We start from the raw sequence: 21,233 nt of genomic DNA, 5'->3' as shown, positions 1-21,233 counted from the left end.
ACTATGGCCGACAAGCCCAAGGGAATCATTGACCCGCCGATCGACGAACTGCTGTCCAAAGTCGATTCGAAGTACCAGCTCGTGATCTTCGCTTCGAAGCGTGCACGCCAGATCAACGACTACTATGCAGACCTGCACGAAGGCAGTCTCTTTGACAACGTCGGCCCGCTCGTCGACTCGACGGTTGAAGACAAGCCGCTGTCCGTTGCACTGCACGAGATCAACGAGGACAAGCTGGTTCTGCGTCCAATCTCTGAGTAATTCTTTCTGGAATGTCGGTGGTGCAGCGGATGCTGGAGCCACCGACATTTCTCTGCGCAGGCTCGAGACCGTAGGGACCGACGAATGACCGAATTGCGACTCTTCACCTCTGAATCCGTCACAGAGGGCCACCCAGACAAAATCTGCGATCAGATCTCCGACAGCATTCTCGATGCCTTGCTCGCTGCCGATGCGCACAGCAGGGTAGCCGTGGAAACGCTGGTGACGACGGGGCTCGTTCATGTCGCGGGTGAAGTCTCGACGCACGGGTACGTCGAGATTCCCGCGATCGTGCGCGACGTCATTCGGCGAATCGGCTACACGTCGAGCGAAACCGGATTCGACGCGGACTCGTGTGGCATCTCCGTGTCGATCGGTGCACAGTCTCCCGACATTGCACAGGGAGTCGACGATGCGTTTGAGGCACGCGAACAGTCGTCGGTTGATCGTTACGACCGTCAGGGCGCCGGCGACCAAGGAATCATGTTCGGATACGCATCGAACGAAACGCCCGAGCTCATGCCCATGCCGATCTGGATCGCACACAGGCTCTCCGAGCGGTTGGCCACGGTGCGCAAGGCGGGAGAACTCGACTACCTGCGTCCGGACGGAAAGACGCAGGTCACCGTCGGCTACGACGGCGACATTCCGCGTGCGGTGAAAACCATCGTGCTTTCAACCCAGCATGCTCCCGAGGTTTCGACGGAGCAGATTCGCCGGGAGGTTCACGAGCACGTGATCGCCCCTGTGCTCGAGCCGCTCGATCTCGACACGAGCGCGTACGAGCAGTTCATCAATCCAACGGGAACGTTCGTGCTCGGCGGCCCCAAGGGAGACGCCGGACTCACGGGGCGCAAGGTGATCATTGACACCTACGGAGGTTCCGCACGCCACGGCGGCGGCGCCTTCAGCGGAAAAGACCCGTCGAAAGTCGACCGCTCGGCTACCTACGCCATGCGCTGGGTCGCCAAGAACGCGGTGGCTGCCGGGCTCGCCGACCGCATCGAAGTGCAGGTCGCGTACGCCATCGGAAAGGCAGCCCCGGTCGGCCTCTACGTTGAGACGTTCGGCACGGGCCGCGTGCCCGATCAGAGCATTGTCACGGCCATCAACGAGGTCTTCGATCTTCGGCCCGGTGCCATCATCGACCAGCTGAACCTGCTGCGCCCGATTTACGCACAGACCGCGGCGTATGGTCACTTCGGTCGGGAGCTGCCCGACTTCACGTGGGAGACAACCGATCGCGCCGCCGACCTGCGGGCAGCATCCGGGTTGTGACAGCGACCGTGCGTGTCGCCCGGGTCATGATCGATTCCCCGGTGCCGGCACTCGATCACCTCTTCGACTATGCGGTTCCCGAGTCACTTGCAGAGTACATCGGGGTCGGATGCCGCGTACGCGTTCCGTTGCGCTCAGGAGGACGCATCGCCGATGCGTACGTCATCGAGCTCACGGACTCGAGCTCATTCGACGGCGAACTCAGCACCCTCGAGAGCCTTGTCTCGGCCGTTCCCGTTCTCGCTCCGGAAGTCTGGCGTGTGGCGCGCGCGGTTGCCGATCGTGCTGCTGGAAGTGCAAGCGACATCGTTCGCCTGGCCGTACCAAAACGACACGTGAGGGTCGAGAAGGCCTGGCTCGAGGCCGAGCCGGCAGACGACACGGTCGCGCCCCTGCCTCTGGCAGGCTATTCCGACGCCTCGTCTGCCGTTGCGCCGGGGGAGAGAGTTGCCATCTCCGCCATTCCGCAGCTGTGCCTGACACCGAACGGTGACACCGTCGGGCGATGGGCCCAGTCGGCAGCGGAGCTGGCGACCCAGGTGCTGGCACGGGGGCGCAAGATCATCATCGTTGTTCCTGATTATCGCGACCAAGATCAGGTGCTGACCGCGCTCAGGTCGTTCGTGCCCTCGAGGCTCGTGTCACGACTCGACGCCAAACAGCCGGCTGCGCAGCGTTATCGTGCTTTTCTCGACTGCCTCCGTCCGGGGCCGAGGGTGATCATCGGCAACCGCTCGGCCGTCTACGCACCCGCGTCCGACCTCGATGCCATCATGCTCTGGGACGACGGTGACGATCTGCACTCTGAGCCGCTCGCGCCCTACGTGCACGCACGAGATGCCGCGCTCGTCAGGCAGCAGGACTCCGGGTGCGCGCTCATACTGCTGTCGCACACCCGCAGCGTCGAGTGCCAGCGCCTTGTCGAAATCGGCTGGTTTCGGGCTCTCGCACCGGAACGCCATACTCAACCGCGAGTGACGCTCACGGACCCGGCGTCGAATGGCGATGCCGCGAGAATCCCCTCGTCTGCGTGGAAAGCCGCGCGCTCTGCGCTGGAGAGCGGCCCGGTGCTCGTTCAAGTCGCCCGTCCCGGATACGCGCCGGTCGTCGCCTGCCAACGCTGCCGCACCGGGGCGCGCTGCCGAGCCTGCGGGGGCGCCCTTAGCATCCAGAAGGCGGGGCAGGCTCCGCACTGCGCGCTCTGTGGCGCGCTGTCCGCTGATTGGCGCTGCGACGAATGCGGCGATACCCGCCTGCGGCTTGTGACACGCGGTTCCGCACGCACAACGGAGGAACTCGGCCGGGCATTTCCCGGCACCACAGTCATTACAGCAGACGGCGATCATCCGCTCGAGCGCATTCCCGCCCGGCCCGCACTCGTCGTCGCCACCAGGGGAGCCGAACCGATCGCCGAAAACGGTTACAGTGCGGTTCTGCTTCTCGACGGTGATCGGATGCTCGCGCGTGAGGCGCTCACGATCGCTGGCGATTGTCTGCGATGGTGGTCGAACGCGGCGGCGCTTGCCGCAAACGGCGCCCCCGTGATCCTCGTCGGAGTCGGAGGCCGACTCGGAACGGCTTTCGCTACGTGGACGTCGGCGGCCTTCGCCGCGGAGGAGCTTGCCGATCGCCGTGAACTCAGCTTTCCGCCTGCCGTACGAACAGTGTCTGTCAGCGGTGACCTGGCGGCCGTTGATGCCGCCGTCTCCGGCCTCGATGCGGAGCTGTACCGGGACGTTCTCGGTCCGAATGAGCGTGCCGAGGGCGGCGTGCGGTCGATTGTTCGGTTTGACTACGCTGCCGGAGCAGAGATCGCGCGGTCCCTTCGAGCAGCTATCGTTGCCAACGCAACGAAACGTCGACGAGGCCCTTCGGCCAAAGGCGGTTACAGACCCCCACCGACGTTGCGCATTCGCTTTGACGAAACGGAGCTCGTGACGTGAAAATCGTCTTTGCCGGCACTCCAGCGGCCGCTGTCCCTTCCCTGCACGCACTCGCTCGTTCGCACCACAGCGTCTGCGCGGTGATCACGCGAGAAGACTCCCCTCAGGGGCGCAAACGGACCCTCACACCCTCGCCCGTTGCTCTCAAAGCGACCGAGCTCGACCTTCCCGTGATCAAGGCAAATCGCCTGGGCGCTGAGGTCACAGCGCAGGTTGCTTCGCTTGACGTCGATCTTGGTGTGATCGTCGCCTATGGCGGCCTTGTGAGAGAACCGCTGCTGTCGACTCCGGCCGGCGGCTGGGTGAACCTGCACTTCTCGGCATTGCCTTTGTGGCGTGGCGCGGCACCCGTTCAGCGTGCGCTGATCAACGGAGACACGACAATCGACACAACGGTGTTTCAGCTGACGCCCGGCCTCGATGAGGGAGATATCTGGAACGCGACGACGACGTCCATCACCGATGATGAGACTGCGGGGGAGCTGCTTGCCCGAATGGCAGTCAGCGGTGCGGCAGACCTCCTCGCCGCTGTCGATGGCATTGAGTCGCGCACGCTGCAGCCTCGGCCGCAGGTCGGTGCCTCCCGCTACGCCGAGAAGCTCACACTCGCTGACGGGCGTCTCGACCTTCGAGAATCTGCCGAGAGCGTGTTCAACAGGTTCCGCGGAGTGACTCCGGAGCCAGGAGCTCACATCTCCGTTGGCGGCGAGCGATTTAAGGTTCTCGCCGCCACTCGCAGCGACGACGCCGCGTCGCCGCTTTCGCCCGGCGAATTCGCCCTCGACGGTCGCCAGGTGGTGCTCGGAACGGGCACAACGCCGATCGTGCTCACACGGGTGCAACCCGCAGGAAGGGCCGCGATGAACGCGGCAGACTGGTGGCGTGGGCTGCGGCACCAGAAGCTCAGCGCAGACGTGGAGGAGAACGAATGAGCGCGCCGACCCGCAAGCCGCGGCCCCAGCGTCCCCGAGGCTCCAACAGCATCCAGCCATCTCGCCAGGTCGCCTTCGGCGTGCTCATGGCTGTCGATGCCGACGATGCGTATGCAAACCTGCTGCTTCCGCACGACATACGGCGCGCCAAGCTCGCGCCCAACGACTCGGCCCTGGCAACGGAGCTCTGTTACGGAACGCTTCGCCGCCGCGGGCACTACGACGCCATCATCGAACGCGCATCACAGCGCCCGATTGACCACATCGATGTTCCTGTGCGCAACAGTCTCAGACTCGGTGCTCACCAACTTCTCGCTATGCGCGTCGCTCCCCACGCGGCGGTCAACGAGTCCGTTGCGCTCGCACGAAAGCACGCGAGTCAGTCGTCGGCGGGGTTCGTTAACGGCGTGCTTCGCACAATCTCGCGTGACGACGATTCCACATGGACTGCGCGTCTTCGAGAGGGAGTCACGAACAAGTCAGAAGCGCTGGCCATCGAACACGCGCATCCGACCTGGATCGTCAGAGCATTCGGCACCGCTCTCGAAGCGGAAGGCCGCGGCGACGAGCTCGAGGCGCTCCTCGCCGCAGACAACGATGCGCCACGAGTGAACCTCGTCGCATTGCCCGGAGCCGCTGAGCTGCCCGAGAAAGCAGAGCCGGACGCGTACTCTCCCGTTGGGTTTCGACTGGGCACGGGTGACCCGGATGCTGTCGTCGGAGGTTCTCACGGCACGCTGCGTGTGCAAGACGAGGGGTCGCAGCTTGCCGCACTCATGCTCAGCAGAGTGGCGCCGGTGCGGCAGGGCGAGAAGTGGCTCGATCTCTGCGCGGGCCCTGGCGGCAAGAGCGCACTTCTCGCAGCCGAGGCCGCCCGCGGCGGAGCGACTCTCGACGCCAACGAGGTGGCGCCAGGCCGCGCCGACCTCGTGCGACGTGCCGTGCAGCCCTTTGACAACATCGTCGAGGTGCTCACGAGCGACGGCCGCGAACTCGGTTCGCAGCATCCAGATACCTATCACCGGGTGCTCGTCGATGCCCCCTGCACCGGCCTCGGCGCCCTTCGCCGGCGCCCCGAGGCCCGGTGGCGCAAGCAGCCGAGCGATGTCGCCGACCTCTCGGCACTTCAGGCAGAGCTGCTTCGATCGGCAATCGCCGCGACAGCTCCGGGCGGAACCATCGCGTATGTGACCTGCTCGCCACATCTGGGAGAGACGCGTGCCATCGTGGGCGACGTGCTTCGGCGCATGCACGGCACGGTGACAGCGATCAACGCGCCCGACGTTCTGCGCAGCATCGTCGGAGACATCGATCTCGGCGAGCCCGACCCGACACGGTCACCGGCGATTCCGAATGTTCAGCTCTGGCCGCACAGGCACGGAACCGATGCCATGTACGTCGCGCTTCTGCGTAAGTCAGATCGGTAAGATCAAGCCATGGCCGCGCGTATCAACCCCAGCATCCTCTCCGCCGATTTCGTCAATTTCGAGCGTGACCTCGGCCGAATCGCCGACGCAGATCTCGTGCACGTTGACGTGATGGACAACCATTTCGTTCCGAATCTCACCTTTGGGCTCCCCATGGTGCAGCGCATTCAAGAGGTTTCGCCGATTCCGCTCGACGTGCACCTGATGATCGACGACGCCGACAGATGGGCGCCCGATTACGCAGAGACAGGTGCGTTCTCGGTGACGTTTCACGCGGAGGCGGCCGCTGACCCCGTCGGACTCGCACGGAAACTGCGAAAGATCGGTGCCCGCGCCGGACTCGCGCTCAAACCCGACACCGCTGTTGAGCCGTATCTCGAGCTGCTTCCTGAGTTCGACCAGGTTCTCGTGATGACCGTCGAGCCGGGCTTCGGTGGGCAGAGTTTCAAACACGAGATGATGCCGAAGCTCAGCGCAGTTCGCGAGGCCGCCGACCGCGACGAGCTCGACATCTGGCTGCAGGTTGACGGCGGCATCACCCTCGACACGATTGAGGTTGCCGCGCAGAACGGCGCAGACACGTTTGTCGCCGGTTCCAGCGTCTTCGCCGGGGGAGAACCGGCAGACAAAATCCGGATGCTGCGTGAGCGGGCAGCCGCACACACCCACCGGTGAGCGGCCGCCGTCTGCCGAACGGACACCCTCCGCGACCGAGTAGGCTTGACGTGTGAAGACTTTCGACGAGCTGTTTGCCGAGCTGAGCGACAAAGCAGCGAACCGCCCAGCCGGTTCGCGCACGGTCGCCGAGCTTGACAGCGGCGTGCACTCTATCGGAAAGAAGATCGTCGAAGAGGCTGCCGAAGTGTGGATGGCATCGGAGCATGAGTCCGACGAGGCCGCGGCCGAAGAGATGTCTCAGCTTCTGTACCACGTGCAGGTGATGATGCTCGCGAAGGGGCTGCGTCTCGAAGACGTCTACCGACATCTGTGAGGCTCACCGTTCACCGGCATCCACACCCGACGTTCCCCGACACGAGAGCACGAACCGAATGTTGCGAATCGCAGTGCCCAACAAGGGCTCGCTTGCCGAGACGGCCGCAGGAATGCTGGTTGAAGCCGGGTACCTCACCCGCACCGACCCCAAAGCGCTTCACCTCATTGACGCGAGAAATGACGTGGAGTTCTTTTACCTCCGCCCCCGCGACATCGCCACGTATGTCGGCTCGGGTGCCCTCGATGCCGGCATCACCGGGCGCGACCTCCTGCTTGATTCTGCGTCGCCTGCTTCGGAGGTCGCCGCCCTCGACTTCGCCGATTCCACGTTTCGCTTCGCAGGCCCTGTCGGTCGCTTCAGCGAGCTTGCCGATCTCGACGGCATGAGGGTGGCCACGAGCTACACCGGGCTGGTCGGAGAGTTTCTTGCGCGCCACGGTGTGTCGGTCGAGCTTGTGAAGCTCGATGGCGCTGTCGAGTCTGCCGTCGACCTCGGGGTTGCGGACGCCGTCGCCGACGTCGTCTCGACGGGAACGACGCTGCGCAACGCCGGGCTCGATATCTTCGGCCCCGTCATCCTCGACTCAACGGCCGTCGTCATCTCAGCTCCCGAGCAGAAGCCGGGAACCGATGTGCTCCTGAGACGGCTGCAGGGTGTTCTCGTTGCGCGGCGGTACGTGCTCATGGACTACGACCTGCCGGCATCCCTGCTTGAGCGCGCGACCGAGGTCGCCCACGGCATGGAGTCACCCACCGTCTCGCCGCTCAAAGATCCTGACTGGGTAGCTGTGCGCGTCATGGTTCCGCGCAAAGACATGAATCAGATTATGGACGCGCTCTATGGACTGGGCGCCCGGGCGATTCTCGTCAGCGCCATTCACGCAGCCCGCCTGTAGGAGGTATTCGCATGACTCTCGCTGTTCGAGTGATTCCCTGTCTCGACGTGTCAGACGGACGTGTCGTCAAGGGCGTCAATTTCAAGAATCTGCGCGATCAGGGTGACCCCGTCGAGCTTGCCCAACGCTATTACGAACAAGGCGCAGACGAGCTCACGTTCCTCGATGTGTCGGCAACCGTTGAGGGACGCGGCACAATGTACGATGTCGTCCGTTCCACAGCTGAAAAGGTGTTCATTCCACTCACCGTCGGGGGAGGCGTCCGCTCGGTCGACGACGTGTCGCGCCTTCAGGCACACGGAGCTGACAAGGTGGGCGTGAATAGCGCCGCTATCGCGCGCCCGGATCTGATTGGCGAGATCGCCGACCGCTTCGGCGCCCAGGTTCTCGTGCTCTCACTCGATATCAAGCGTGCCGAGAACATGCCTTCCGGCTTCGTTGTCACGACACACGGCGGTCGCCGAACCACAGAGATTGACGCCGTCGAGTGGGTTCGTGAAGCCGCGGATCGCGGCGCAGGTGAGCTGCTCGTCAACTCGATCGACGCAGACGGCACACAAGACGGGTTCGATCTCGAACTCATTTCGCTCGTGCGCGAGAACTGTCGAGTTCCCGTCATCGCGTCCGGTGGTGCCGGGGCCCCCGAGCACTTCCCACCGGCCATCGACGCGGGCGCAGACGCGCTGCTCGCCGCGAGCGTCTTTCACTCGGGGCAGTTGACGATCGCCGACGTCAAGGACGCACTTACCGCACAGGGGGCGAGCGTTCGATGAACGACGTTGACGGCATCATCGACCGTGCTCAGTTCGCTGATGACGGCCTTCTGCCCGCCATCATCCAACAGTGGGACACGCGTGAGGTGCTCATGCTCGGGTACATGGATGCCGAGGCGCTCCGCCGCACTCTGACATCCGGCCGCGTGACATTCTGGTCCCGGTCCCGCGGCGAGTACTGGCGCAAGGGCGACACGTCTGGTCACGTTCAATACGTCAAGCAGGCAGCCCTTGACTGCGACGCCGACACGATCCTCGTCTCCGTCGAGCAGATCGGCGCGGCCTGCCATACCGGTGCCCACACCTGCTTCGATGCCGACGTGCTCGATCCTGTCGTGATGAAGGACGACGCGTCATGACGGGAATGCCGTCGACAACGACGCGGGAGCAGTTCATCGACCGTGCGTCGCGCATGCGGGTTGTGCCTGTTGTGCGCGAGATCTTCGCAGACAGCGAGACTCCCGTCGGTCTCTATCGCAAGCTTGCCGACGGCACCCCCGGCAGCTTCCTTCTTGAATCAGCCGAGGGCGGGATCTGGTCGCGCTACTCATTCGTCGGCGTTTCCTCCTACGGTGTCCTGACGCAGTCGGGCGACACGGCCCAATGGCTCGATTACGGCCTCTCCGCCGAGCGGGCCGTCGGCGACCTCGACGACCTCGCGCCGCTTGAGGCCGTCGGTGAGCTCACTCGGCGGTGGTCAGGCGAATCGATTCCCGAGCTTCCGCCTCTCACGGGTGGTCTTGTCGGGTTTCTCGGGTGGGAGTCCGTTCGTCAGATTGAGCGCCTTCCGAATGCGCCCGTCGCCGAGCACCCGATACCAGGTCAGGCGATGTGCTTCGTCTCCGATCTCGTCGTGCTCGATCACCGCCGTGGAACCGTGCAGCTGATCGCGAACGTGCTCGCCGACTCGACAGCGCTCGACGATCTGTGGAATGACGCTCAGACGCGGCTTACCGACATGCAAACGACGATCGCCCGCCCAAGTGATGCGCAGCTTGCCGACGTCGATTTCGCTGTCGAGCCTGAGCCCCGACACCGCACGCCGAAAGAAGACTTTCTTGCCGCTGTCGAAAAGAGCAAATCGTACATTCGAGAGGGTGACATCTTTCAGGTTGTGCTCTCGCAGCGGTTCGAGATGGACAGCGACGCCCGACCGATCGATGTCTATCGGATGCTGCGCACGCTGAACCCGAGCCCCTACATGTACCTTCTGAGCCTCGAGACACCGACGGGTACCCCCTACGCGATCGTCGGGTCCTCGCCTGAAGCTCTCGTGAAATCGCAAGGCGGGCACGTCGTCACGCATCCGATTGCCGGGTCTCAGCCACGGGGGAGCACGCCAGACGAAGACGCCGCGTTCGAGCGAACTCTCCGCTCAGACGATAAAGAACGTGCTGAGCATCTCATGCTCGTCGATCTTGCACGCAACGATCTGGCAAAAGTCTGCGTTCCGGGCACGGTCGACGTCACCGAATTCATGCGCGTCGAACGCTTTAGCCACATCATGCATCTCGTCTCAAGCGTTGAAGGCAAGCTTCGACCGGAAATGACGCCGATCGACATCTTCCGCGCAACGTTTCCCGCCGGAACGCTGTCGGGAGCACCGAAACCACGAGCACTGCAGATCATCGACGAGCTTGAGCCTGCGCAGCGCGGCGTCTACGGCGGTGTCGTCGGGTACATCGGCTTCTCGGGTGAGACAGACCTCGCCATCGCCATCCGCACGGCAACTCTCATGAATGGAACGGCGATCGTGCAGGCCGGAGGCGGACTTGTGGCGGATTCGGTCGCCGAGTCGGAGTATCAGGAGTCGTGCAATAAGGCGGCAGCTCCGTTGCGAGCTGTCGCGATCGCTGATGCCATGGTTCGAATCGGGGAAAGATGAACGGGCGTCGCATCAAGGGCATCCTGCTTCTCGCCACACTGGCCGTGAGCGGTGTCGCCCTCCTCACCTGGACGCAGACGTGGTTCTCCCTGACTCTCGTTCAGAACAGCCACGCCGGAACGGCCGTCGCTGTTCCCGGTGAGGCAGCGGGCCCGGCGGTTGCCGCGCTCGGCCTCGCCGGCCTGGCCCTCGGCGGCGCGCTGGCGATCGCTGGCCGCGTGCTGCGCGTGATCTTCGGTGTTCTCGAGGTTCTCATCGGCGGCTGCCTCGTGCTCTCGGCTGTCCTTGCCGTGAGCGATCCGGCCGGAGCTAGTTCGAAGACGATCACCGAATTCACGGGCGTCGCCGGAAACTCCGCAGCCCACGATCTGGTGTCGCAGAGCAGCGCGACCGTCTGGCCGTTTATCGCGATCGTGGCCGGCGTCGTGCTTGCACTGCTGGGAATAGCCGTTGCGGCGACGGGCAGGCTCTGGCCAACGTCGGGTCGCAAGTTCGACGCGCCGTCGACAGCGCAGCCCAGCGAGACGCATGATGCCGTCGACAGCTGGGATGAGCTGAGTCGCGGTGAGGACCCCACTCAGTAGCAGATAGACTTAACGGCGACCCACCGTCAGTAAAGGAGTTCACGTGACCCCCGAATCGATCGACCCCGGCCACGGCCACTCACCGGCCGCATGGACCGCCGTGATCATCATGCTCGTCGCATTCTGCATCGGCACGACCATGCTTTTTCTCGGCCAGACATACGGAGTCATCGCAGCTGCCGTTCTGCTCGTCATCGGCCTCATCGTCGGTTGGATCTTGAAGAAGGTCGGTTTCGGAGTCAACGGACCTCGCTATCTGCCGAAGGACCACTGAACCGGTGACTGATCTCCTGGCGGAGCTCACAGAAGGAGCGCGGGCCGATGCTCGTGCCCGAGAGCAGGCCCTGCCTCTCGAGCGCATTGAAGCCGCGGCTGTCGCGGCTGCTCCCGCCCGTGATGCGCTTGCCGCTTTAGCACCGGCCGATCGAGTGAAGATCATCGCAGAGGTCAAACGCGCCAGCCCCTCCCGCGGCGATCTTGCAGAAATCCCTGACCCGGCGCGGCTCGCATCTCTCTACGAGGAAGGTGGCGCCAGCGCGATCAGCGTGCTGACAGAGGAGAGACGCTTCAAGGGTTCTCTTGATGACCTCCGTTCGGTGAAGTCGACAGTGTCGATCCCCGTGTTGCGCAAAGATTTCGTGTCGGAACCGTACCAGGTGCTCGAGGCACGCGCGGCGGGCGCAGACATTGTGCTGTTGATCGTTGCGGCGCTCCATCAGACGCGGCTGCGCACGCTTCACGATCTCATCGTCGGCCTTGGAATGACGGCGCTCGTCGAAGCGCACACGGCTGAGGAGCTCGAGCGAGCTCTCGAGCTCGATGCGAAACTCGTGGGAATCAACGCCCGGAACCTTAAGACGTTCGAGCTCGATCGCGATCTGTTCGGCACCCTGGCCGAGACGATTCCCTCCGGAGTGATCAAGGTCGCCGAATCAGCGGTCGCCGCTCCGAAAGACGTCGCTCACTACCGGCAGTCGGGCGCGGATGTCGTTCTCATTGGGGAAGCGCTTGTCACGAGCGACCCCGTATCAACACTCACAACCTTCTTGGCGGTCTGACCATGTCTCTGCGAAACAGCTCGGGGCCCTACTTTGGCGAGTTCGGCGGCCGCTTCGTCCCCGAATCGCTCATCGCCACCCTCGACGAACTCACGACAGCCTGGGAGGCTGCAAAAGCCGATCCGGAGTTTCACCGCGAGCTCGATGCCTTGCTGCGCGACTACGTCGGCCGCCCCTCGGCCATCACCGAAGTTCCGCGCTTTGCTGAGCACGCAGGCAACGCGCGAATCATCCTCAAGCGCGAAGACCTCAACCACACAGGCTCGCATAAGATCAATAACGTTCTCGGGCAGGCGCTTCTCACAAAGCGCGTGGGAAAGACACGCGTCATCGCTGAGACAGGTGCAGGGCAGCACGGCGTCGCGACGGCAACGGCCGCAGCGCTTTTCGGTCTGGACTGCGTCATCTACATGGGTGAGGTCGACACAGAGCGACAGGCACTGAATGTTGCACGCATGCGCTTACTCGGTGCCGAGGTGATCGCCGTCAAGACGGGGTCGCGCACGCTCAAAGACGCCATCAATGAGGCAATGCGCGACTGGGTGACCAACGTCGAGACAACAAACTACATCTTCGGAACCGTCGCCGGTCCGCACCCGTTCCCCGCAATGGTGCGCGATCTCCAGAAGATCATCGGCGAAGAGGCACGCGAGCAGGTACTGGCCCTCACCGGGCGGCTTCCGGATGCTGTCACAGCATGCGTCGGTGGAGGGTCGAACGCAATGGGAATCTTTCACGCATTCCTCGACGACGCCGACGTCGACCTCTATGGGTTCGAGGCGGCTGGAGACGGTGTTGACACGCCGCGCCATGCCGCGACGATCACGAAGGGGAGGCCCGGGATGCTGCACGGCGCCCGAAGCTTCCTCCTGCAGGACGACGATGGACAGACGATCGAGTCCCATTCGATCTCGGCGGGTCTCGACTACCCCGGTGTCGGCCCAGAACACTCCTGGCTTGCCACGTCTGGACGCGCTATTTATCGCCCGGTCACCGATGCTGCGGCCATGGATGCACTCAGGCTGCTCAGCCGCACTGAAGGAATCATTCCGGCAATCGAATCGGCGCACGCACTTGCCGGCACGATGACCCTTGGTCGGGAACTCGGGCCAGATGCGGTCATTCTCGTCAGTCTCTCTGGCCGCGGCGACAAAGACATGGAGACCGCGGGATCCTACTTCAATCTGATCGACGAAGGAGCCGAGCAATCGTGACCGGTGTATCCGAGACGCTTCGGGCAAAACGAGAATCGGGCGATGGCGCTCTCATCGGGTATCTTCCCCTGGGATTTCCGACTGTCGACGAGAGCATTGACGCCGCCATCGGCATTGCCCGTTCCGGTGTCGACGTTCTCGAGCTTGGCGTCCCCTATTCCGACCCCGTCATGGACGGCCCTGTCATTCAATCTGCAACGCAGCGTGCCTTGGCGAATGGTTTTCGTCTCTCTCACATTTTCGAAGCGGTGAGGCGCATCACGGCGGAATGCGATGCTGACGTGCTGCTGATGACCTATTGGAACCCCGTGGTTCAGTATGGCGTCGAACGGTTCGCCGATGATCTGCTCGATGCGGGCGGTGCCGGCCTGATCACGCCGGATCTCATTCCGGACGAAGCATCCGATTGGCTCGCGGCGTCGGAGCGCACGGGCCTTGATCGAGTATTTCTTGCTGCACCGTCTTCGAGCGATGCGCGGCTCGCACAGGCCGTGGAATTCAGCAGGGGCTTCGTCTACACCGTCTCCACGATGGGCATCACCGGCGCCCGCACCGACGTCGATGCGGCGGCACGCACCCTCGTATCGCGGCTACGCGATGCCGGAGTGGAGAATGCCTGCGTCGGACTGGGAATCTCGACTCCCGAACAGGTTCGAGAGGTGTTGGAATACGCCGACGGAGCCATCGTCGGTTCAGCGCTCGTGAGGGCGCTGGGCGACGGCGGCGTCGATGCCGTCAGCGCACTCGCCGCACAACTTGCCTCTGGTACGACGCGCACGCGAAAAACTTTGAAAGGCTCATGGTGACCCTTCCCGCAAGCATTCCGAGTCCCGACGTCAGCTTCATTCAGCTGGGGCCGTTCACGATTCACTTCTATGCCCTCTGCATTCTCGTTGGAATCATCGCGGCGACGCTGATCACCAACGCCCGCCTCACACGACGTGGCGCCGAGCCCGGAATCATCATCGACCTTCTGCTCTGGGTCGTACCGCTTGGCCTCATCGGCGCACGCATCTTCCATGTGCTGACGCACCCAGACGACTACTTCTACCCCGGGGCAGATCTGCTGAGAACTCTCTATATCTGGGAGGGCGGCATCGCTATCTTCGGGGCGCTGATCGGTGGTGGAATCGGTGCGTGGATCGGCTGCCGGGTTCTTGGACTGCGCTTCTCGGTTTTCGCCGACGCGCTGGCGCCCGCCCTGCTTGTCGCTCAGGCATTCGGCCGTTTTGGCAACTGGTTCAACCAAGAGCTCTTCGGCCTGCCAACCGATCTCCCCTGGGGGCTCGAGATCGACGCGTCAAACCCCGCGTACCCGGTCGGCCTTCCCGCGGGCACCCTCTTTCACCCGACGTTCCTCTACGAGGTCATCTGGAACCTTCTCGGTGCCGCTGTGATCGTTTGGCTCGGCCGCCGATTCACTCTGCAATGGGGGAGACAGCTCGCGGTCTACCTCATCTGGTACGGGGCCGGACGTGTTGTCTGGGAGTCCATCCGCATCGACCCGAGCGAGGTATTTCTCGGACTGCGGGTCAACGTGTGGGCCGCCCTCATCGCCGTGGTTCTCGGCATCGTCATCTTCTTTGTTCAGGCCAGACGGCACCCTGGCCTCGTTCCGAGCGCGTATCGGCCCGGACGTAACACGACCGAAACAGACGGAGAGTTAGACTCAGATTCCCCTGATTCGGTGTATGTCGATCTCAGTGACGATGCTGATGGAGTCGTCGATCAGGGAGAGCCAGCCGCCACAAGCGAGCGAGACTCGTTGAACCGGACCTGAGCGGCCACCGCCCGCCGGGCTCCACATCAGACCAGCACTGTCTGATTTCCCGGCGGGACGCAGCAGCCCCGTCTTAACGCCGACTGAGGGCCCTGCGATTGATGACCACTCACACTCCGTACTCCCGGTTTAGCCTCGTACCTGAAAAACAGGGGCTGTATGACCCGTCCTGTGAAAAGGACGCCTGTGGACTGGCCATGGTTGCCACGTTGCGTGGCAACGGCGGCCACGACATTATCGACGCTGCGCTGATGGCGCTGCGCAACCTTGAGCACCGCGGTGCCGTCGGCTCCGATGCGGGCACCGGTGACGGCGCCGGCATCCTCACCGAGATCCCTGACGTTTTTCTGCGCTCCGCAGTGGCGTTCGACCTCCCCGACGCTGGCGAATATGCCGCAGGGCTCGTCTTCCTTCCGACAGACGACGATGAGCGCACCGCTGAGAAGCGCTCCATCGAGTCGATTGCCGCCGAGGAGGGTCTGGTCGTGCTCGGCTGGCGCAGCGTTCCGACCGCGCCAGCGCAGCTTGGTCGACTTGCACGGCAGGCAATGCCCGTGATCGAGCAGCTCTTCGTGTGCACCGGTGCGTCAGCACCGGGTGACACTCGAGAGTCCGGTGTGGAACTCGACCGCATCGTCTATCGGCTCCGAAAGCGCGCAGAGCGCGAAATCGGGGCCTATTTTGTTTCTCTGTCGTGCCGCACGATCGTCTACAAAGGCATGGTCACGACGTTGCAGCTCGAACCGTTCTACCCTGATCTTGCGGACGAGCGTTTCGCCTCCCGCGTGGCGATTGTGCACTCCCGGTATTCGACGAACACGTTCCCGTCGTGGCCTCTCGCCCAGCCGCTGCGAATGATGGCCCACAACGGCGAGATCAACACGGTGCAGGGAAACCGCAACTGGATGCGTGCTCGACAGTCTCAGCTGGCATCAGAGCTGCTCGGGGATCTCACACCGCTCCTGCCGATCATCACAGACGGCGCGAGTGATTCCGCCTCATTTGACGAAGTGCTGGAGCTTCTCACTCTCACCGGACGGTCGCTTCCGCACGCCATGCTCATGATGGTGCCCGAAGCGTGGGAGAAGCGCACCGATCTCGATCCGACGAGACGTGCCTTTTTCGAGTATCTCTCTATGCAGATGGAGCCGTGGGACGGGCCAGCAGCTCTCACATTCACCGACGGCTCCGTCGTTGGTGCAACGCTCGACCGCAATGGGCTGCGCCCGGGGCGCTGGCTCGAGACCGACGATGGACTCATCGTGCTCGGAAGCGAGATCGGTGTGATCGATGTCGCTCCGGAGAAGGTCGTGCGCAAGGGCCGCCTGCGGCCTGGGCAAATGTTTCTCCTCGATCTCGACGAGGGGCGCATTATCGACGACGACGAGATCAAGGACTCGCTCGCGGCATCCCGCCCGTGGGGCGACTGGCTCGAGCAGGGCCGCATCAACCTTGCGGACCTGCCCGAGCGCGAGCACGTCATTCACACTCCGGCATCGGTAACCAGACGTCAGCGCACCTTTGGGTACACAGAAGAAGAGGTGAACCGCATCATCAAGCCCATGGGCGCCACCGGTGCGGAGCCTCTCGGGGCGATGGGAACCGACACTCCGATCGCTGCCCTCTCTGACCGGCCGCGGCTTCTGTTCGACTACTTCACACAGCGATTTGCCCAGGTGACAAACCCGCCTCTCGATTCCATCAGAGAACGGGTCGTCACGTCGTTGACGCTCACGCTCGGCCCCGAACGGAATCTTCTCGTCTCTGGGCCGGAGCATGCGCGGCAGATCGTTCTCGATTTTCCCGTGATCGACAACGATCAGCTGGCAAAGATCGAGCACATCGACCCGCTCCCCGGCGGCACCACGACGGCCATCGTCCGCGCCCTGTACCGCTTCGACGAGGGAGACAATGCCCTACGGAACCGTCTCGATGCGATAAACACCGAGGTGGATGCTGCCATAGCCTCGGGCGCTCATTTCATCGTTCTGAGCGACAGGGACTCCACAAAAGACCTGGCGCCGATTCCCTCGCTGCTTGCCGTAGCTTCCGTTCACCATCACCTGATTCGCGCCCAGAACCGCATGAAAGTCGGTCTCATCATTGAAGCGGGAGACGTGCGCGAGGTTCACCATGTTGCAACGCTCATCGGGTATGGAGCATCTGCCGTGAACCCGTACCTCGCGATGGAGACGTGCGAAGACCTCGTGCGCCGGGGAGAGATCACGGGCGTGACGGCAGATGCCGCTGTGGCGAACGTCATCTCCGCTTTGGGGAACGGTGTGCTCAAGATCATGTCGAAGATGGGAATCTCGACGGTGTCGTCATACGCGGGCGCTCAGACGTTCGAGGCAGTCGGCCTCAGCCAAGAACTCGTCGATGCCTACTTCACCGGAACGGTAACGCGGCTCGGAGGCGTCGGACTCGACGTTCTTCAGAGTGAGAACCTCGCCCGACACTCGTCTGCATTTCCGGCGAATCCGCCGAGCCGCGCCCACGAACGCCTCGACACGGGCGGCGAATACCAGTGGCGGCGTGACGGCCCACCGCACCTCTTCAACCCGGATACTGTCTTCCGGCTCCAGCATGCGACACGGTCTCGCCGTTATGACATCTTCAGGCAATACACCGATCTGATCGATGACCAGGCGGAACGCCTCATGACGATCAGGGGCCTCTTCGGTTTCGTCGAGGGCCAGCGTCCGCGCGTTCCGATTGACGAGGTCGAATCGGTAGCCGAGATCGTCACGCGCTTCTCCACGGGTGCCATGAGCTACGGTTCGATCTCACAGGAGGCCCACGAGACACTCGCGATCGCCATGAACCGCCTCGGTGCGAAGTCGAACACCGGGGAAGGCGGCGAAGATGTCGACAGGCTGCTTGACCCCGAGCGACGAAGCGCGATCAAGCAAGTGGCCTCGGGCCGATTTGGCGTGACAAGCATGTATCTCACGCACGCTGACGATCTGCAGATCAAACTCGCGCAGGGCGCGAAACCGGGGGAGGGCGGGCAGCTTCCGCCGGGGAAGGTATACCCGTGGGTCGCGAGAACGCGTCATGCGACCGCGGGCGTCGGGCTGATTTCTCCGCCGCCGCACCACGACATCTATTCGATCGAAGACCTCAAGCAGCTCATCTTCGACCTCAAGCGGGCGAACCCGCGAGCGCGTGTGCATACGAAGCTGGTGAGCGAAACAGGCATCGGGGCCGTCGCTGCCGGCGTGGCAAAGGCGCTGAGCGATGTCGTGCTCATCTCCGGACACGACGGGGGAACAGGCGCGAGTCCGCTGAATTCGCTGAAGCACGCGGGAACACCATGGGAGCTCGGGCTCGCCGAGACACAGCAGACGCTCCTGCTCAATGAGCTGAGAGATCGTGTTGTCGTGCAGGTCGATGGTCAGCTGAAGACCGGGCGAGACGTGGTGATCGCAGCGCTGCTTGGTGCCGAGGAGTTTGGGTTCGCGACGGCACCCCTCGTGGTGTCCGGGTGCGTCATGATGCGCGTCTGCCATCTCGACACGTGCCCTGTCGGGGTCGCCACGCAGAACCCCGAACTGCGTCAGCGCTTCTCGGGGAAGCCTGAGTTCGTGGTGACGTTCTTCGAGTTCATCGCCCAGCAGGTGCGTGAGTACCTTGCCGACCTCGGATTCCGCAGTCTCGACGAGGCGATCGGGCATGCCGAAAGCCTCGACACGAGCCGCGCTGTCGCGCATTGGAAGGCAGATGGTCTCGATCTCACGCCCATCCTCGGCGATCGATCGGATGCAGGTCATGATGGCGCCACGGCGCTGCACCATATGCGCGATCAGAATCATGAGCTCGACAAGCACTTCGACGTCGAGCTCATTCGCCGAAGCTCGCCAGCGCTCTCGGGGGGCGAGGCCGTCGACATCGGCCTGCCCGTCGCGAATACGGACAGGGCAGTCGGAACGATGCTCGGCAACGAGGTAACGCGCAGATTTGGCGCCAACGGTCTGCCCGAGAATACGATAACCATGACGTTGAACGGCTCCGCCGGGCAGTCTTTCGGGGCGTTCGTTCCGTCGGGAATCACACTTCGGCTGAGCGGCGATGCGAATGACTACGTGGGCAAGGGGCTCTCTGGGGGCCGCATCGCCATCCGCCCGGACGATGCCGCAACATTCAGCCCCGAGAAGAACGTGATCGCAGGCAACGTGGTGGGTTACGGTGCCACAGCCGGAAGCATGTTCATCAACGGCGTCGTGGGGGAGCGGTTCCTCGTTCGCAACTCAGGGGCGACAGCCGTCGTCGAGGGCGTCGGCGACCATGCTCTCGAATACATGACCGGAGGACTCGCTGTCATTCTCGGCACCGTCGGTCGAAACCTCGGCGCGGGCATGTCGGGCGGAAGCGCCTATGTGTATGACTTCGATGAGGCGTGCCTCAACCGTGAGGCCGTTGCTGCGGGAGAGCTTGAGCTCTCGGCGCCCGGGCCGGGCGATCGCGAGATCATCGCGGATCTTCTCAGGCAGCATCTCGCAGAGACACGATCGCCGCTGGCAGCGCGACTTCTCGACGACCTCGACGCGACGGTCTCCGCGTTCGTCAAGATCCAGCCGCGGGATTACACGGCGGTACTCGAAACACGACAGCATGCGATCGCCGAGGGTCTTGACCCAGACAGCGACGAAGTGTGGAAGCGCATCAGGGAGGCAACCCATGGCTGATCCGCGGGGATTCATGAAGACGACGGAACGCGAGCTTCCCAAGCGCAGGCCCGTTTCTGTTCGCATTATGGACTGGAAAGAGGTGTATGAACGGCAGGATGCTGACCAGCTGCAGCGTCAAGCAGGTCGCTGCATGGACTGCGGCATCCCGTTCTGCCACAAAGGCTGTCCCTTGGGAAACCTCATTCCCGAGTGGAACGACCTCACGTGGAAAGGCGACGCGCGTGGGGCATCCGATCGCCTTCACGCAACGAACAACTTTCCCGAGCTCACCGGCCGACTCTGCCCCGCCCCCTGCGAGAGCTCGTGCGTGCTCAGCATCAACCAACCGGCCGTCACCATCAAGCAGATTGAGGTGTCGATTGCCGACCAGGCCTTCGACAGCGGTTGGATCGACGCCCAGCCTCCCGAGAGGCTCACGGGAAAGACCGTTGCCGTCGTCGGCTCAGGCCCCGCTGGGCTCGCTGCTGCCCAACAGCTCACCCGTGCCGGCCACACGGTCGCCGTCTACGAGCGTGACGACAGAATCGGGGGACTCCTGCGGTACGGCATCCCCGACTTCAAGCTCGAAAAGCAGGTTCTCGACAAGAGGCTGAAGCAGATGCGCGAGGAGGGCACCCGCTTCCGCCCCGGAGTCAGCATCGGAACCGACATCAGCTGGGAGGAGCTTCGCGCGCGATTCGACGCGGTGGTCATCGCCACAGGCACCCCCGTCGCACGCGACCTCGAGATTCCCGGTCGCGAGCTCGACGGTGTGCATGTCGCCATGGATTACCTCGTCAGGTCGAACCATGCGGTCGCAGGCGACGACGTGCCCAGTCCGATCTCGGCGACAGGCAAACACGTTGTCGTTCTCGGCGGAGGAGACACCGGCTCTGACTGCATCGGCACCGCACACCGTCAGGGCGCAGCATCCGTCACAAATCTTGCGATCGGGCGTCGCCCGGCCGGAGAACGGCCCGAACATCAGCCGTGGCCGATGATGCCGACGATCTTCGAGGTTCAGACCTCTCACGAAGAGGGAGGTGAAAGGGAGTATCTGGTCTCCACTGTCGAGTTCGTGTCAGACGATTCCGGAGCTGTGCGCGCGCTGCGCGTGGCAGAGACCGAGTACCTTGACGGTCGCCGCGTTCCGAAGGCCGGAACGGAGTATGAGATTCCCGCGGATCTGGTGCTGCTCGCGCTGGGCTTCACGGGCCCGGAGTCCGACACGGAGACGACACAGCTGGGAATCGAGCTGGGCGAAACCGGAGCGTTCACGCGCGCTGCGGACTACCAGACGTCCTCCCAAGGGGTCTTCGTCGCCGGCGATGCCGGGCGCGGACAATCGCTGATCGTCTGGGCAATCGCCGAGGGCCGTTCAGCGGCGGCGGCCGTTGACCGGTATCTTGAAGGGGAGAGCGAATTGCCGTGGCCCGTCGCACCGACGGATCGGCCCCTTGCACTCTGATACCGCGTTCCGGGCGAACTCGGTGTTGTTCTAGTCAAACCAGCGCATTCCCCCTGCGCAGGACATGGAGA

Annotated in this window: 19 protein-coding genes; all 19 read left to right on the top strand. The window is 63.5% G+C overall.

Annotation, left to right across the window (positions count from 1 at the left end; all coding sequences use genetic code 11):
• Positions 1–3: 3 nt before the first annotated feature.
• The 19 genes from rpoZ (at position 4) to HCR84_RS08240 (ending at position 21,162) form a co-directional block, all read left to right on the top strand.
• Positions 4–261 carry a DNA-directed RNA polymerase subunit omega gene (gene rpoZ, locus HCR84_RS08330; RefSeq protein ID WP_166983614.1) on the top strand — a complete coding sequence of 86 codons (258 nt, stop codon included), beginning with the start codon at positions 4–6 and terminating at the stop codon, positions 259–261.
• A gap of 84 nt (positions 262–345) precedes the next feature.
• Positions 346–1,539: a methionine adenosyltransferase gene (gene metK, locus HCR84_RS08325; protein WP_166983613.1), complete on the top strand. Its 1,194-nt coding sequence runs from the start codon at positions 346–348 to the stop codon at positions 1,537–1,539.
• Entirely contained in the window at positions 1,536–3,482 is a 1,947-nt protein-coding gene (locus HCR84_RS08320) for a primosomal protein N' family DNA-binding protein (protein ID WP_166983612.1), read from the top strand. The genes metK and HCR84_RS08320 overlap by 4 nt, the downstream gene beginning before the upstream one ends.
• Positions 3,479–4,414: a methionyl-tRNA formyltransferase gene (gene fmt / locus HCR84_RS08315; RefSeq protein WP_166983611.1), complete on the top strand. Its 936-nt coding sequence runs from the start codon at positions 3,479–3,481 to the stop codon at positions 4,412–4,414. The genes HCR84_RS08320 and fmt overlap by 4 nt, the downstream gene beginning before the upstream one ends.
• Positions 4,411–5,841 (top strand): RsmB/NOP family class I SAM-dependent RNA methyltransferase, encoded by a 1,431-nt coding sequence (locus tag HCR84_RS08310; protein WP_195706707.1) that lies wholly within the window; start codon positions 4,411–4,413, stop codon positions 5,839–5,841. Before fmt ends, HCR84_RS08310 begins: the two co-directional genes overlap by 4 nt.
• Positions 5,842–5,850: 9 nt before the next feature.
• Complete coding sequence (gene rpe, locus HCR84_RS08305; protein ID WP_195706706.1) at positions 5,851–6,516, top strand: ribulose-phosphate 3-epimerase; 666 nt, start codon at positions 5,851–5,853, stop codon at positions 6,514–6,516.
• 52 nt (positions 6,517–6,568) lie between these two features.
• A complete protein-coding gene (locus HCR84_RS08300; RefSeq protein ID WP_166983610.1) occupies positions 6,569–6,832 on the top strand; it encodes a phosphoribosyl-ATP diphosphatase in 264 nt (87 codons plus the stop codon).
• 58 nt (positions 6,833–6,890) lie between these two features.
• On the top strand, positions 6,891–7,730 hold the full coding sequence (hisG, locus tag HCR84_RS08295; RefSeq protein WP_166983609.1) for an ATP phosphoribosyltransferase: 840 nt from the start codon (positions 6,891–6,893) through the stop codon (positions 7,728–7,730).
• A gap of 11 nt (positions 7,731–7,741) precedes the next feature.
• Positions 7,742–8,503 carry an imidazole glycerol phosphate synthase subunit HisF gene (gene hisF / locus HCR84_RS08290; protein WP_166983608.1) on the top strand — a complete coding sequence of 254 codons (762 nt, stop codon included), beginning with the start codon at positions 7,742–7,744 and terminating at the stop codon, positions 8,501–8,503.
• Entirely contained in the window at positions 8,500–8,862 is a 363-nt protein-coding gene (gene hisI, locus HCR84_RS08285; protein ID WP_166983607.1) for a phosphoribosyl-AMP cyclohydrolase, read from the top strand. Before hisF ends, hisI begins: the two co-directional genes overlap by 4 nt.
• Positions 8,863–8,867: 5 nt before the next feature.
• Positions 8,868–10,388 (top strand): anthranilate synthase component I, encoded by a 1,521-nt coding sequence (locus HCR84_RS08280; protein ID WP_166983874.1) that lies wholly within the window; start codon positions 8,868–8,870, stop codon positions 10,386–10,388.
• Entirely contained in the window at positions 10,385–10,972 is a 588-nt protein-coding gene (locus HCR84_RS08275; RefSeq protein ID WP_166983606.1) for a Trp biosynthesis-associated membrane protein, read from the top strand. Before HCR84_RS08280 ends, HCR84_RS08275 begins: the two co-directional genes overlap by 4 nt.
• A 43-nt stretch (positions 10,973–11,015) precedes the next feature.
• Positions 11,016–11,246: a DUF6704 family protein gene (locus HCR84_RS08270; RefSeq protein WP_166983605.1), complete on the top strand. Its 231-nt coding sequence runs from the start codon at positions 11,016–11,018 to the stop codon at positions 11,244–11,246.
• Positions 11,247–11,250: 4 nt separating this feature from the next.
• The gene (trpC, locus tag HCR84_RS08265; protein WP_166983604.1) at positions 11,251–12,030 is read left to right on the top strand and encodes an indole-3-glycerol phosphate synthase TrpC; all 780 of its coding nucleotides are present in this window, start codon (positions 11,251–11,253) and stop codon (positions 12,028–12,030) included.
• Positions 12,031–12,032: 2 nt separating this feature from the next.
• Positions 12,033–13,244 (top strand): tryptophan synthase subunit beta, encoded by a 1,212-nt coding sequence (gene trpB, locus HCR84_RS08260; RefSeq protein ID WP_166983603.1) that lies wholly within the window; start codon positions 12,033–12,035, stop codon positions 13,242–13,244.
• A complete protein-coding gene (gene trpA, locus HCR84_RS08255; RefSeq protein ID WP_434063559.1) occupies positions 13,238–14,050 on the top strand; it encodes a tryptophan synthase subunit alpha in 813 nt (270 codons plus the stop codon). The genes trpB and trpA overlap by 7 nt, the downstream gene beginning before the upstream one ends.
• The gene (lgt, locus tag HCR84_RS08250) at positions 14,044–15,024 is read left to right on the top strand and encodes a prolipoprotein diacylglyceryl transferase (RefSeq protein WP_166983601.1); all 981 of its coding nucleotides are present in this window, start codon (positions 14,044–14,046) and stop codon (positions 15,022–15,024) included. Before trpA ends, lgt begins: the two co-directional genes overlap by 7 nt.
• Positions 15,025–15,125: 101 nt before the next feature.
• Positions 15,126–19,712 (top strand): glutamate synthase large subunit, encoded by a 4,587-nt coding sequence (gltB, locus tag HCR84_RS08245; protein ID WP_166983600.1) that lies wholly within the window; start codon positions 15,126–15,128, stop codon positions 19,710–19,712.
• The gene (locus HCR84_RS08240) at positions 19,705–21,162 is read left to right on the top strand and encodes a glutamate synthase subunit beta (RefSeq protein WP_166983599.1); all 1,458 of its coding nucleotides are present in this window, start codon (positions 19,705–19,707) and stop codon (positions 21,160–21,162) included. Before gltB ends, HCR84_RS08240 begins: the two co-directional genes overlap by 8 nt.
• Positions 21,163–21,233 lie beyond the last annotated feature (71 nt).

The sequence above is a fragment of the Paramicrobacterium fandaimingii genome, assembly GCF_011751745.2.
Taxonomy (GTDB): Bacteria; Actinomycetota; Actinomycetes; order Actinomycetales; family Microbacteriaceae; genus Paramicrobacterium; species Paramicrobacterium fandaimingii.
Note: the sequence above shows the minus strand (reverse complement) of the source record. Positions and strands in the feature narration are given on the sequence as shown.